The organism is Streptomyces pactum (assembly GCF_016031615.1).
Classification (GTDB): domain Bacteria; phylum Actinomycetota; class Actinomycetes; order Streptomycetales; family Streptomycetaceae; genus Streptomyces; species Streptomyces pactus.
Genome location: NZ_JACYXC010000001.1, coordinates 5,000,620 through 5,014,144 on the forward strand (window position 1 = coordinate 5,000,620; position 13,525 = coordinate 5,014,144).

At 75.7% G+C, this 13,525-nt stretch carries 9 protein-coding genes and 2 pseudogenes; 6 read left to right on the top strand and 5 right to left on the bottom strand.

Going from position 1 to position 13,525, the window contains the following annotated elements; all coding sequences use genetic code 11:
• Positions 1-331 precede the first annotated feature (331 nt).
• The 4 genes and pseudogenes from IHE55_RS19645 (at position 332) to IHE55_RS19660 (ending at position 4,604) form a co-directional block, all read left to right on the top strand.
• On the top strand, positions 332-925 hold the full coding sequence (locus IHE55_RS19645) for a suppressor of fused domain protein (RefSeq protein WP_197990213.1): 594 nt from the start codon (positions 332-334) through the stop codon (positions 923-925).
• 537 nt (positions 926-1,462) lie between these two features.
• Positions 1,463-2,123 (top strand): annotated as a pseudogene (locus tag IHE55_RS19650) (DUF6758 family protein).
• A gap of 764 nt (positions 2,124-2,887) precedes the next feature.
• A complete protein-coding gene (locus tag IHE55_RS19655) occupies positions 2,888-3,778 on the top strand; it encodes a PHP domain-containing protein (RefSeq protein WP_197990214.1) in 891 nt (296 codons plus the stop codon).
• 220 nt (positions 3,779-3,998) lie between these two features.
• A complete protein-coding gene (locus IHE55_RS19660) occupies positions 3,999-4,604 on the top strand; it encodes a MarC family protein (protein WP_197990215.1) in 606 nt (201 codons plus the stop codon).
• A gap of 217 nt (positions 4,605-4,821) precedes the next feature.
• On the opposite strand, the gene IHE55_RS19665 is transcribed toward IHE55_RS19660, so the two are convergent.
• Positions 4,822-4,974: a DUF8834 family protein gene (locus IHE55_RS19665; protein WP_197990216.1), complete on the bottom strand. Its 153-nt coding sequence runs from the start codon at positions 4,972-4,974 to the stop codon at positions 4,822-4,824.
• 465 nt (positions 4,975-5,439) lie between these two features.
• Between IHE55_RS19665 and IHE55_RS19670 the strand changes: the two genes are divergently transcribed.
• A complete protein-coding gene (locus tag IHE55_RS19670) occupies positions 5,440-6,414 on the top strand; it encodes an NYN domain-containing protein (RefSeq protein WP_197990217.1) in 975 nt (324 codons plus the stop codon).
• A 230-nt stretch (positions 6,415-6,644) separates the two neighbouring features.
• Here the strand turns inward: IHE55_RS19670 and IHE55_RS19675 are convergent, their stop codons facing one another.
• Both IHE55_RS19675 and IHE55_RS19680 read right to left on the bottom strand, forming a co-directional pair.
• Positions 6,645-7,526: an alpha/beta fold hydrolase gene (locus IHE55_RS19675; protein WP_197990218.1), complete on the bottom strand. Its 882-nt coding sequence runs from the start codon at positions 7,524-7,526 to the stop codon at positions 6,645-6,647.
• Positions 7,527-7,748: 222 nt separating this feature from the next.
• The gene (locus tag IHE55_RS19680) at positions 7,749-9,830 is read right to left on the bottom strand and encodes a DEAD/DEAH box helicase (RefSeq protein ID WP_232265630.1); all 2,082 of its coding nucleotides are present in this window, start codon (positions 9,828-9,830) and stop codon (positions 7,749-7,751) included.
• A 639-nt stretch (positions 9,831-10,469) separates the two neighbouring features.
• Between IHE55_RS19680 and IHE55_RS19685 the strand changes: the two genes are divergently transcribed.
• Positions 10,470-11,183, top strand: a complete 714-nt coding sequence (locus IHE55_RS19685) for a ferritin-like fold-containing protein (RefSeq protein ID WP_307826749.1) — start codon at positions 10,470-10,472, stop codon at positions 11,181-11,183.
• 60 nt (positions 11,184-11,243) lie between these two features.
• Here IHE55_RS19685 and IHE55_RS19690 read toward each other — a convergent pair whose 3' ends face one another.
• Both IHE55_RS19690 and IHE55_RS19695 read right to left on the bottom strand, forming a co-directional pair.
• Entirely contained in the window at positions 11,244-11,519 is a 276-nt protein-coding gene (locus tag IHE55_RS19690; protein ID WP_372442700.1) for a hypothetical protein, read from the bottom strand.
• Positions 11,520-12,149: 630 nt separating this feature from the next.
• A pseudogene (locus tag IHE55_RS19695) lies at positions 12,150-13,340 on the bottom strand (IS110 family RNA-guided transposase); the annotation flags it as partial.
• Positions 13,341-13,525 lie beyond the last annotated feature (185 nt).

The window sequence follows — 13,525 nt, forward strand, 5'->3', positions numbered from 1 at the left end:
GTCAAGGCTAGCAGCCACCGCGCCCGCCGCCGTGCCTCTTTGCCTGTTCCATACACATGTCCGCGCCGGACGGCCCGGACGTGTCCTGCCCCGCTTCTGCCCGCCCGGGTGCCGCCCATGCCCCGCCCGTGGTGCGGGGCATGGGCCCGCTGTGCGGCGTTCGGGCCCCGTTCGGGCCCGTTCATTCCCGTCCGTTCCTGTCCGTTGCTGTACGGGCCCCGTCCTCTCCGCGCCGGGTCGTGCCGCTGCCGTGTTCCTGGCCCGGGCCGTGTGGCGCCGCTGCCGTGCCCGGGCCGCGGGAGCCCGGCCGGGCGCGCAGTAGGGTCGCCGTATGTCAGACGTTCTTCAGCTGGTCGATGCCCGGCTGCGCACCGCGCTGGGGGAACCGGACGCGCGGGCCGCGGTGACCTTCCTCGGCACGGACCGCATCGAGGTGCTGCGGTTCACCGACGGCGACGTCGTGCGGTACGCCACGCTCGGGATGTCGGCCCAGCCGATGAGCGACCCCACCGCCGTGCTCGCCGACCCGGTGCGCGGGCCGCGCGCCGAGCTGCTGATCACCGTACGGCTCGGCCGGGTGGCCGGGGCGGACCTGGACAAGGTGCTCCGTCCGCTGGCCGTGCTCGCCGCATCCCCCCAGGTCGAGGGGGTGATCGTGGCCCCCGGCGGGTCGCTGGACGTGGGCGGGCCGCTGTGGCCCGGGGCACCGTTCACCTCGGTGCTCGTCGCCGAACCCGGCGGGCTGGTCGAGGACCTGACGCTGGATGAGCCGATGGACCCGGTCCGCTTCCTGCCGCTGCTCCCGATGACCCCCAACGAGGCGGCGTGGAAGCGGGTGCACGGGGCGGCCCAGCTCCAGGAGCGGTGGCTGCGGCACGGGACCGACCTGCGCGACCCGCTGCGCGCGGGGGTACCGCTGGACTGATCGGCCGGGGGCGGCCGGGGCCATGCGGCCGGGTGTACGGGCGCCGTATCGCCCGGGGCGGCCGGGCGGGTGTGCGGCGGCACCGCGCGGGTGGCGTCGCCGGCCGGGCCGCGCGCAGTCCCGGGTCTGCCGGGTGCCGCCTTCGCCGGGGCCGCATCTGCGGGGCGGGGTGCCGGGCGCGGCCTCTGCCGGGCCAGGCACCGGACGCGGCCCCTGCCGGTCTGGGTGGGGTGCGGCCTCTGCCGGGCCGGGTGCCGGTCGCTCCGGGGCATGACGGACCAGGACCCTTTCCCTCACCGGTTGTCGGGCGGGTGGCCCCGGCCGTGCGCGGGCTCCGCCGGGTGCGGGCCTCCGGGGAGCGGTCGTGCCGCGCGGTGCCGTCGCCCCGGCCCGGGCCGGCGCTCCGGCGGCGGGCCACCCCGGCGCTCGGCCGACGGGGTGCCCGGCGCGCGGAAGGATGTTCCGGCGGCATATACCAGGGGCCGGACGGGTGATCGTCCTTGACGCGGCGTCCGCCGGGGAGGACCGTGGGGCCTTATGAGGGGCGAACCCAGTTGCCCGAAGTGCGGTGGCCGGGTGCGGGCGCCCGGCCTCTTCGCGGACTCCTGGCAGTGCGCGGTGCACGGCACCGTGTTCCCGTTGCAGCCCGTGGTCCCGCCGAGCGTCGAGGCGCTGGCGGTCGTGGTGCGCCGTGCCCAGGTACCGGTGTGGATGCCGTGGCCGCTGCCGGTCGGCTGGCTGTTCACCGGGGTGGCGTCCGCGGGGGACGACCGCAGCGGCGGCCGGGCCACCGTGGTGGCGTGCTCCGGCCCCGGTCCGCTCGGCGGCCCCGGGGAACTGCTGCTGATCGCCGAGGAGCTGGGGGTGGGGCTCGGCGCCCGCTTCGCCGGCCTCCCCGGCCCGGACCCCGGCCCCGGGATGTGTGTGGACAAGCCGCCGCCGGTCAAGGTGCTCGCCGCCGGCCGGCCCACCCCGCTGTGGAACGTCGAGGGGGCCCCGCCGGACCGGGCGGTCTTCGCCGGCGAGGCCCGCGGGCTGTGGCTGTGGGCGGTGGTCTGGCCCGAGCAGACCGGCCTGCTGATGTACGACGAGCTGGTACTGGCCGACGTCCGGGACGCGGGGGCGGAGGTCGAGCTGCTGCCCTGCGGGGCCCCTCTCGCCCCGGCTGATCGCCGACCCGGGCCACCCGCCGCCCTGACGCGTTCGGGATTCACCCCCGACCCGCCGCCCTGTTCCGGGCCCCTTCCCCTGATCCGTCGCCCCGTCCCGTCCCGGGCCACCGCCGCCCCGTTCCGGTCCGCGGTTCGCCCTGACCGGCTGCCGGTGTGCGGTCCGGGGGCGCCTGTCGGCCCGGACCGCCCGGCGTCGCTCGTGGTTGCGACCGGCCGCCTGCGTCCCGTCCGGGGGTCCTTCCTGACCCTGACGGACTGCCGCGTCCCTGCCCGGGTTCAGCCTGACCCGCCGCCCCGTCCCCTGCGGGGGGTTCGCACTGACCGGTTGCCCTGTTCCGGTCCGGGTTCGCCCTGACCGGAACCCCCGTCCCGTCCGGGGCCCGCCGCCGGCCACTGCCCTCCGGCCACCGGTGCCGGGCCGCCGCCCGGCCCCCGCCGTCCAGGGTAGCCCGCCCCGTCTGCCCGCCCCGGTCCGTCGGTCCCGGCCTCATCGGTCCCCGGGCCACCCGCCCCGGCCGCTTCCCGGCGCACGCCCGTGCCACGCCTGGCGCACGTGCCCGCCGTCGCCCCGGCGCCCGTCCCCGCCGTCGCCCCGGCGCGGGTCTCCCCGTCCCCGGATCGCTCCGCCCGGCCGTGCCCCCGGGCGCCCGTGCGTCCCGGCCGGTGGGGTCGCGCCCACCCGGTTCCGGCGGGGGCCGCGGTGCCGGCGGAGCGGTGCGGGACGCCCTCGTTGGCCCGGTACAGTGGTGCGGTCCCCTTTTGTCCCCGGTCGCAGCTTGGAGTACGCGTCGTGCGCATCGACCTGCACACCCACTCCACTGCTTCCGACGGCACCGACACCCCGGCGGAGCTGGTGCGCAACGCCGCCGCCGCGGGGCTGGACGTCGTCGCCCTCACCGACCACGACACGGTCGCCGGACACCGGGCCGCGCTCGACGCGCTGCCGGCCGGGCTGACCCTGGTCACCGGCGCCGAACTCTCCTGCCGCCTCGCCCCGGCCGGGCCGGCCGACGGCGAAGGGGTGAGCCTGCACCTGCTGGCGTACCTCTTCGACCCCGACGAGCCGGAGCTGGCCCGGGAGCGCGAGCTGGTGCGGGACGACCGCGAGCCGCGGGCGCGCAAGATGGTCGCCCGGCTCCAGGAGCTGGGGGTGCCGGTCACCTGGGAGCAGGTGGCACGGATCGCCGGCGACGGCGCCGTCGGCCGGCCGCACGTCGCCACCGCGCTGGTGGAACTCGGCGTGGTGCCGACGGTCTCCGACGCCTTCACGGCCGAGTGGATCGGCAACGGCGGGCGGGCCGACGTCCGAAAGCACGAGCTGGACCCCTTCGAGGCGGTCCGGCTGGTCAAGGGCGCCGGCGGGGTGGCCGTCTTCGCCCACCCGCTCGCGGTCAAGCGCGGCCGGTGCGTCCCGGAGAGCGTGATCGCCGAGCTGGCGGCGGCCGGCCTGGACGGCGTCGAGGTGGACCACATGGACCACGACGGGCCCACCCGCGCCCGGCTGCGCGGTCTCGCGGCCGACCTCGGACTCCTCACCACCGGTTCCAGCGACTACCACGGCAGCCGGAAGACCTGCCGGCTCGGCGAGTACACCACCGACCCGGAGATCTACGGCGAGATCGTGCGCCGTGCCACCGGGGCGTTCCCGGTGCCGGGCACCGGCGGAAGCGCCCTCCGCTAAGCACCGGCCGCCGCCCCGGCCACCGGGGCCGGACTCCGTCGGACCCACCGGACCCCCCCCTGCCCGCGCCACCGCGGCCGCGGGGGCCCGGCCGCCGGGGCTGTCCGCCGGTCGCGAGCCCTCCCGCGGGCCCGCGCCCCGCCCGGCCGGTCACCTCCTCCCCTTCAGTACGCCGCAAGGCAGCACCCTTCACACCCCTTCACCCCAGCAAGGCATCACCGTGTTCGACGTCGCCGTCTTCGGATCCCTCTTTCTCACCCTTTTTGTCATCATGGACCCCCCGGGGATCACCCCGATCTTCCTCGGGCTCACCGCGGGCCGGCCGCTGAAGGTGCAGCGCAGGATGGCCTGGCAGGCGGTCGCGGTCGCCTTCGGCGTGATCGCCGTGTTCGGCATCCTGGGCCAGCGGATCCTGGACTATCTCCACGTCTCGGTGCCCGCGCTGATGATCGCGGGCGGACTGCTGCTGCTCCTGATCGCCCTGGACCTGCTGACCGGCAAGACCGACGAGCCCAAGCAGACCAAGGACGTGAACGTGGCACTGGTGCCGCTGGGCATGCCGCTGCTGGCCGGCCCGGGCGCCATCGTCTCGGTGATCCTGGCGGTGCAGCACGCGGACGGCTTCGGCGGCCAGGTCTCGGTCTGGGCCGCCATCGTGGCGATGCACGTGGTGCTGCTGCTGGTCATGCGGTACTCGCTGCTGATCATCCGGGTGATCAAGGACGGCGGTGTGGTGCTGGTGACCCGGCTCGCCGGGATGATGCTCTCCGCGATCGCGGTCCAGCAGATCATCAACGGCGTCACCCAGGTCATCCACGGCGCCTGACCCCGCCCTGCCCCGGCGGCCGGCCGGTCGCGCCGACCGCCCCGGGGCCTCCCGGCGCGCCGGTCCCGGAACACCACGGCGCCCCCGTACGGAACATTCCGTACGGGGGCGCCGTGCCGCTGTCTCGGGGGTGCGCCGGGGTCCGCCCCGGCTCCGCCCGGTGTCCGCCGCCCGCGTCGCGTATACGTGCCGCGCCGCGACGGTGGCCGTCGGGCGGTTACGAGGCGGCGGTTTCGGCGGGGCGGATGTAGATGCGCTGGCCGACTGCGGCGGCCTGCTGCACGATCCGGTTGACGGAGGCGGCGTCCACGACGGTGCTGTCCACGGCGGTGCCGTCGATGTCGTCCAGGCGCATTATCTCGAAGCGCACAGGCTTCTCCCTTCGTCGGAATGTCCTCCTGCGGAGCAACCACTGCGCACGGCCACACTGCCGTGCACGGTTTCGTACCTGTTCAACGGACGGTAGGGGTGAAACATTCCCTACGCTAACGAAAATTTTTGTGAGGCTAAATAACGTGCTGGGTCGCGCGGCCGTCCGAGTTGAGGGGTGCGGCTGCGAGACGAGGGGCGCCGGGGGTACGGCGGTGCGGCGGCGCGGGCCGGTGGGGTGCGCGGCGAGCGGGGGCGGGTGGCGCGCGGGGACGGGTGGGGCGAGGTCCGGTCCGGGACGACGGTGCCGCCGCCCCGGACCCGGGTACCCCGCAACCGCCCGGACAATCCCACCCGTACGGCGGGCGGTGGACGACCGACGGCGCGACGGCGCACGTCCGACGGGCGGCCGCCGGACCGCGACCGGTTTGTGTCCGCCGCGCCGTACCCCAAGAATGAACGGCGTATGAATGACGCCAGCCCCCCGACCCAGGCGGATCCCGGCCCGCCGGACCTCGACGCACCGGACGCCGGCCGGCCGCACCTCGGTGCGCTCCTCGCCGCCGTCGAGCGCACCAACGAGCTGCTGCAGCGGGTCCTCGCCGAGGTCGCCACCACCCCGTCCACCCACGCGATCTTCGCCGACGCCGGCTACGTCTACGCCGCCGCCGGTCGGCTGGTGGCCGGCACCGAGGACCGCCGGACCTTCGCCCTGGACGCCGAGGGGTTCATCGACGCCTTCATCGACAAGGCGCGGGCGATCTTCCCCGACAGCCGGCTGCTCCGCGTCTACTGGTACGACGGCGCCCGCCGGCGCATCCACACCGCCGAGCAGCAGCGCATCGCCGAGCTCCCCGACGTCAAGGTGCGGCTGGGCAACCTCAACGCCAACAACCAGCAGAAGGGCGTGGACTCGCTGATCCGCGGCGACCTGGAGTCGCTCGCGCGGCACCGCGCCATCGGCGACGCCGTCCTGATCGGCGGTGACGAGGACCTGGTCAGCGCGGTGGAGGCGGCCCAGGGGTACGGCGCGCGGGTGCACCTGTGGGGCATCGACGCGGTGGAGGGCCGCAACCAGGCCGAACCGCTGCTGTGGGAGGTGGACAGCCAGCGCACCTTCGACCTCGACTTCTGCCGGCCGTACGTGACCCGCCGGACCGAGGGCTACGAGCCGTACGGCGAGGCCGGGGCCGGAGGCCCGGCGCCCGGCCGCGACGAGGTGCGCTTCGTCGGCGCCCAGGTCGCGGCCCAGTGGCTCGCCGCCCGGGGCCGGGACTCGCTCGCCGAGCTGCTGCCCGGCCGCCCCTACCTGCCCGGCCCGGTGGACCAGGAACTCCTCTTCGAGGCCGAGGCGCTGCTGCGGCTCTCCCTGCGGGCCCACGCCGACCTGCGGCGGGCCCTCCGGGACGGCTTCTGGGAACACCTCCAGGCCCAGTACTGACCGCCCGGGATACCCCCGAGGTCGGTCAGGGGCGGGGTCGGGGCACCCCCGAGGCGGGTCGGGGGTCGTGGTCGGGACGTGCCGGGACGGGCGGGGCAGCCCCGAGGTCGGTCAGGGGCGGGGTCGGGGCACCCCGAGGTCGGTCGGGGTCGGGGTCGGGGCACCCTGAGGCGGGTCAGGGGCGGGGACGGGCGGGTCCGCGTCCGGCCGGAGGCCCTTCGGCCGGACCGCTACCCGGCACCGGCGCCGAGCCAGAAGGCGCGGAGCGCCTCGGCGGTGTCCTCCGGTCGCTCGGCGTTGGGGGAGTGCCCGGCGCCCTCCACGACCGTACGGCGGGCCGACAGCCGCGCCGCCATGGCGTCCATCAGCGGTACCGGCCAGGCGTAGTCGGTCTCCCCCGACAGCACGTGCACGGGCAGCCCCACCGCCGCCAGCGCGGCGACCCGGTCGGGTTCGTCCAGCAGCTGCCGGCCGGTGGCACGCAACTGCTCCGGCCGGGTGTTCAGCCACCGCCGGTGCAGGAACTCCCGTACCTCGGCAGGGGTGGCGGACTCCGGAGCCTCCGGCGGATCAAGCCGTCGCATCGCCTGCCACACCGACTCCATGTCCAGGGTGGCCAGGGCGTCCAGCAGCATCCGCGTCCGGGCCCGCTGTGCCTCCGCGATGGCGGCCGGCCCCGAGCTCATCAGGGTCAGCGAGGCGAACGGGGCCGCGTCCCGCAGTACCGCCTCCCGCACGACCAGGCCGCCGAGCGAGTGCCCCAGCACGTGGACGCGCCGCCCGTCCCCGCCGTCCTCCCCGGCGAGGGCCGCGGCCTGGGCGAGTACGTCCCTGCCCAGCTCCTCGCGGGTGTAGGCACCCGGGTCCGCCGGGCCGGGGCTCTCGTGCTGCCCGCGCCCGTCCACCGCGACCACCCGGAACCCGGCGGCGGCCAGCGGCTCCAGCAGCGCGATGAAGTCCTCCTTGCTGCCGGTGAACCCCGGGACCAGCAGGGCCGTACCGCGTACCGGCCCGTCCGGCCGTGCGTCGTGGACCGCGAACCGCCCGCGCCCGGTCTCCAGCGGGTACGCCCGGGCGCAGGCGGGCAGGGTGAGGGTCGGCGGCGTACTCATGCCGCCGAGGCTATCGGGCCGCCGGCCCGGGCCCGTGCGATCCGGCCCTGTGCGATCCGGTCCCGCGCGAGCCTGTGCGCGCTCCGCCCCGCGCGTGATCCGGCCCGCGTGCGCGCCCCGGCCCCCTCCCATGAACGACGCAGGGGCCCCTGCCGCCGTCGTGGCGGAAGGGGCCCCTCGCGGGTGGGCGCGCGTACCCGGAACGGGTGCCGCGTGTCCTGATCAGCCCTCTGCGGTGACCTCCGCCGCCGGGACCTTGGCCCGGGTGCGACGGCGCACCGGCTTGGCCTCCGCGGCCTCCGGGGCGGCGCTGCCGTCGACGGCGGCCTCGGCCTCGGGGGCCTTGGTGGTGCGGGTGCGGCGGCGGGCCGGCTTGGCCTCCGCGGCGACGGCCGGCTCGGTGGTGCCGGTCGCCTCGGTGGTGCCCTCGGTGGCCTTGGTGGTGCGGGTGCGGCGGCGCGGTTTGGCGGGTGCCTCGGCGTCGTCGGGGCCGGTGGTCTCCGTCGTGCCCTCCGCGGTGGCCACGGCGGCCTCGGCCTCGGGGGCCTTGGCGGTCGCCTTGGTGGCGCGGGTCCGGCGGCGGGCCGGCTTGGCCTCCGCGGCGTCGGCCGGCTCGGTGGTGCCGGTCGCCTCGGTGGTGCCCTCGGCGGTGGCGACGGCCTCGGTGGCCTTGGTGGTGCGGGTGCGGCGGCGGCGCGGCTTGGCCGCCCCGGCCCCGTCCTGCTCGGCGACCGCCTCGGTGGTGGTCGCCGGGGCGGCGGTCACCTCGGCGGCGGCCGGCACGGCCTCCGGCAGCGCCTCGGCGGCCGGCGCCGGGGCCTGCCCGGCACCCTCGGCGGTACGCACGGTGCGCTCGGCCGCCGGCTCGGCGGCGCCGCTCCGGGTACGTCGGCGACGACGCGGCTGCCGCGGCTCGGCGGGCGCGCCGTCGGCCGGCACGGAGGCCGGCGGGGCGGACACCGCCTCGGCCGCGGCCGGCCCGGCGTCACCGGCGTCCACCGACACCCCACCCCGGGTACGGCGCCGCTGGCGCGGGGTGCGGGTCCGCTGGGGACGCTCCTCCGCCACCGGGGCGGCGGCACGGCCGCCACGGCCACGGGGGCCGCGCCCGCCGGTCTCGCCGAGGTCCTCGATCTCCTCGGCGGCGAGCCCGGCGCGGGTGCGCTCGGCCCGCGGCAGGACGCCCTTGGTGCCCTCCGGGATGCCCAGCTTCTCGTACAGGTGCGGCGAGGTGGAGTAGGTCTCCTCCGGGTCCGGGAACGGCAGGTCCAGCGCCTTGTTGATCAGCTGCCAGCGCGGGATGTCGTCCCAGTCCACCAGGGTGACGGCGGTACCCGACGCACCGGCGCGGCCGGTGCGGCCGATGCGGTGCAGATAGGTCTTCTCGTCCTCGGGCGACTGGTAGTTGATGACGTGGGTCACACCCTCGACATCGATACCGCGGGCCGCGACGTCGGTGCAGACCAGGACGTCCACCTTGCCGTTGCGGAAGGCGCGCAGTGCCTGCTCGCGGGCGCCCTGGCCGAGGTCGCCGTGGACCGCGCCGGCGGCGAAACCGCGCCGGGAGAGCTGGTCGGCGATGTCGGCGGCGGTCCGCTTGGTGCGGCAGAAGATCATCGCCAGGCCCCGGCCCTCGGCCTGGAGGATGCGGGCGACCATCTCCGGCTTGTCCATCGAGTGCGCGCGGAAGACGTGCTGGGTGATGTTGGCCACGGTCGCGCCCTCGTCGTCCGGCGCCGTGGCGCGGATGTGCGTGGGCTGCGACATGTAGCGGCGCGCCAGCGAGATGACCTGGCCCGGCATGGTGGCCGAGAAGAGCATGGTCTGCCGGGTGGCCGGCAGCAGCTGGATGATCTTCTCGACGTCGGGCAGGAAGCCCAGGTCGAGCATCTCGTCGGCCTCGTCCAGCACCAGCGACTTGACGGCCGACAGGTTCAGCTTCTTCTGGCCCGCCAGGTCCAGCAGCCGGCCGGGGGTGCCGACCACCACGTCGATGCCCTTCTTCAGGGCTTCGACCTGCGGTTCGTAGGCACGGCCACCGTAGATCGACAGGACCCGGACGTTCCGCACCTTGCCCGCGGTGAGCAGGTCGTTGGTGACCTGGGTGCACAGCTCGCGGGTGGGAACCACCACGAGGGCCTGCGGGGTGTCGGTCAGCTGTTCGGGCTTGGCCCGGCCGGCCTCGACGTCCGCGGGGACGACGACGCGCTCCAGCAGGGGGAGGCCGAAGCCGAGGGTCTTACCGGTGCCGGTCTTCGCCTGGCCGATGACGTCGGAGCCCGCCAGGGCCACCGGGAGCGTCATCTCCTGGATGGGGAACGGGGACGTGATGCCGACGGCTTCGAGCGCCTCGGCGGTCTCGGGGAGAATACCCAGATCTCGGAAAGTGGACAGGGTGCTTGCCTCTTCTGTGAGACGCGACGCGAGGTGGCGAAGGGGGTCATGTACCGCGCTGGTTGGCGTACCGGTCGGGTTCGGCCGGACGGCGCGGGACCACTGCCTTCGCTCTGCGCTCTTGCCGCGAGCGGGTCCCTCCTGCTGTGCGTATCTGGCATACGCGCCGCGCGGAGGGCGGTCGGGTTGGAGCCGATCGGGCCACCGACCGGGCATCCGCATTCGTGGAACAACCCGCCGATAGTCGGCGGGCGCCTTATCACTGTACCCCGGATAGCCGCATGTGTGACCGGGGCGAGGACACGAGCCTCGTCCGGACCGCGCCGGCGGGCGGCGGGCGGCACCTTCCCCGCGGTGTTCCCCGGTGCCGCTCGCGGACTATTGTGCGCTTCGGGACCGAAGCTCCGACCAGGCCGTCCGACCCGGTCGAGGCGGTCGCGGGGCTGCCGGTCAGGACCGTGACGGACAGGCCCCGCCGGGCGTGGCGACGTACGGCGGGGGAGTGAACAGCCGACACGACGCTCGGCTGCCGATGTGAAAGGTCGTGCCGTGCCGGAGAGTGAGTACAGCGGGATCGCCGCCCAGGACTGGGCGCAGGCATCCGCCGATCCCCAGTACCGGGCCGCCGTGGTGGATCTCCTGGGCGCCCTGGCCTACGGCGAGCTGGCCGCCTTCGAGCGGCTGGCGGAGGACGCCAAGCTGGCCCCCACCCTGGACGACAAGGCCGAGCTGGCGAAGATGGCCTCCGCGGAGTTCCACCACTTCGAGCAGTTGCGGGACCGGCTGGCGGCCGTCGGCGAGGAGCCGACCGTGGCGATGGCGCCGTTCGCCGCCGCGCTGGACGAGTTCCACCGCCAGACGGCGCCCTCGGACTGGCTGGAGGGCCTGGTCAAGGCGTACGTGGGCGACTCCATCGCCAGCGACTTCTACCGCGAGGTGGCCGCCCGGCTGGACTCCGACACCCGCGCCCTGGTGCTCCAGGTGCTCGACGACACCGGCCACGCGACCTTCGCGGTGGAGAAGGTGCGCGCCGCGATCGAGTCGGACCCGCGGGTCGGCGGCCGGCTGGCCCTGTGGGCCCGGCGGCTGATGGGCGAGGCGCTCTCCCAGGCGCAGCGCGTGGTCGCGGACCGCGACGCGCTCTCCACCATGCTGGTCGGCGGGGTGGCCGACGGCTTCGACCTGGCCGAGGTGGGCCGGATGTTCTCCCGGATCACCGAGGCGCACACCAAGCGGATGGCCGCCCTGGGGCTGGCCGCCTGACGGCACCCCGCAGCGGCCTGCCGCCCCGCCGCGCCCGCGCGGGGCGGCGGGGCGGGCGGGTCAGGCGGCGGCCGACCGGCGGAGCCGCCGGTCCGGGCGGACCAGCAGGGAGAGCATCGCCACCGTGAACCCGGCCGCCACCAGCAGGGTGACCGGGGCGTGGCCGGAGCCGAGCACCGCGTGCGCCAGGAACGTCCCCAGCAGCCCGGCGACCGCCCCGGTGCCCAGGACGAGCGGCAGGGCGGGCAGCCGGCGCCGCGGCAGCCAGCGCGCGGTGAGGAACGCCACGACGAGGCCGAGCACTGCCGAGCCGAGCGCTTCCCAGATCAAGATCATGGTGCGTCCTTCCCGTAAGCGGACCGAAATGCCCCGTGGGCCGGTCCTGCCCGTCCTACCCGTCACCCGGGGTGGGCAACCCTGTACCGGGCCGGGAGGCGGCCGGTTCGGCCGGAAGCGGAGCGCCCCGGGACGGGGCGGCGGCACCGGTGATCACGTGCCGGAGGGCCTTCGGGCGGGGCCGCGGGAGGCCCCGCGTGGCGCTGCCGCCGGAAGACCCGTGCGACGCGCCCCAGGGGTGCGGTCAGCCGGTAGGGGCGCGGCCCGGCCGCCGGGCCCACGGGCGCGCCGGTGCCCGTCCAAGGCCGGGCCTCCCCGAAGGGGTCGCTGCCCGACCCGTAAGGGTGCGCATGACGCTCCCAGGGGGCGCGTGGTGGCCCCGAGGGGTGCGCGGGCGGATCCCGTAAGGGTGCGTGCGGTGGTCCCGGAGGGGACGCGTGTGCGGGCCCCCCGAAGGGCGCGGCCCGTCGGCGAGGGCGGCCTCCCGGGTCCGAAGGCCGGTGCCCGGCGGCGAGGGCGGCCTCCCGGGCCCGAAGGCCGGTGCCCGGCGGGAGGGGGCCGAACACCTCGGCCGTGGGGCCCGGACGGGCCGGCGGGGGGGGTGCCTCTATGTTTTTCGTCAAGCGGTTCGGGGGTTCTTGGTTCGTAGAAGGTTCCGTCGCGGAGCATGGCGAACAGGACGCTGATGCGGTGGCGGGCGAGGCGGAGGAGGGCTTGGGTGTGGGGGTTGCCTCGGGCTCGGCAGCGGTCGTAGTAGCTGCGGGAGGCCGGGTCGTGGAGGGCTGCGAACGCGGAGAGGAACATCGCCCGTTTCAGCTGCCGGTTCCCGCCTCGGGGTGCGTGCTCGCCGTGGATCGATGTGCCGGACTGCCGGGTGGCCGGGGCGAGGCCGGCGTAGGAGGCGAGGTGGGCGGCGGTGGGGAAGGTGCTGGCGTCGCCGACGGTGGTCAGGAGGATGGCGGCGGTCCTGACGCCGATGCCGGGCATCGAGGTCAGGACCTGGGAAAGAGGGTGGGCCTCCAGCAGGGCCTCGATCCGGGCATGAAGGGCCCGGCGTTGTTCGTGGACGGCGGCCAGGGACTTCGCCAGCGACGGGACGATGACGTCGAGGGTGCCGGTGCCGGGGACGACGACGGTCTGCTCGTCCAGCGCCGCGAAGATGTCCTGGACCAGCCGCTGGGCCATGCGCGGGGCCCTGGGGCGGACGGCCTCGACCAGCCTGCGGCGGCCCGCCTTCCGCAGGGCGGTCGGGGATCCGTAACGCTCCAGGAGCCAGGTCACCGCCGGATGGTCCAGGCGCGGGCCCAGGACGCGTTCCAGGCTGGGGTGGAACTGGGTGAGCAGGCCGCGGATGCGGTTGCTGGTGCGGTTGGCCTCGCCGGCCAGGTCCTGGTCGAAGCCGGCCAGCATGGTCAGCTCGGCGGTGACCTCGTCGGCCAGGTCCAGGGAGCGCAGGGTGTGGGGCATGGTGCGGGCGGCGTCGGCGATGACGGTGGCGTCTTTGGCGTCGGTCTTGGCCTCGCCGGGGTAGAGGTCGGCGATCCGGCGCATCGCGAGTCCGGGCAGGTAGGCGACCTGGCAGCCGGCGTCCCGGGCGACCGTGAGCGGGAGGGCGCCGATGGACGCGGGCTGGTCCACGATCACCAGGACGGTGCCGAACTTGTCCTTGAGCTTGTCGAAGACCGCCCGCAGCTTCGGTTCGGTGTTCGGCAGTGGTTTGTCGAAGACTTTCTTCCCGGCCGGGGTGAGTCCGTGGCCGTGATGGGTCTGCTTGCCGACGTCCAGGCCCAGGAAGACGTCCACCCCGTCGGTGCTGATCACCGTGCCCCCACATGTGTGTCGACGTGTGCCGGCCCCTTGGGTCGGGAGCCGTTCTCGCGCATCCACGTTATGCAGACCTGTCCGCCCGCGAGGGCTGGGCATTGCGCCCGGCCGGGCGGTGGTCGGACCTCTGATCAGCGTCTGTGACGGCACCCCTCGGACCCGGTGACACCACCCCCCAGGTC

Excerpts from the sequence above, each read along its gene's own strand:
- IHE55_RS19680 (WP_232265630.1), bottom strand. The coding sequence starts at position 9,830 with ATGACGCTCCCGGTGGCCCTGGCGGGCTCCGACGTCATCGGCCAGGCG.
- IHE55_RS19670 (WP_197990217.1), top strand. The coding sequence starts at position 5,440 with ATGAATGACGCCAGCCCCCCGACCCAGGCGGATCCCGGCCCGCCGGAC.
- IHE55_RS19675 (WP_197990218.1), bottom strand. The coding sequence starts at position 7,526 with ATGAGTACGCCGCCGACCCTCACCCTGCCCGCCTGCGCCCGGGCGTAC.
- IHE55_RS19645 (WP_197990213.1), top strand. The coding sequence starts at position 332 with ATGTCAGACGTTCTTCAGCTGGTCGATGCCCGGCTGCGCACCGCGCTG.
- IHE55_RS19690 (WP_372442700.1), bottom strand. The coding sequence starts at position 11,519 with ATGATCTTGATCTGGGAAGCGCTCGGCTCGGCAGTGCTCGGCCTCGTC.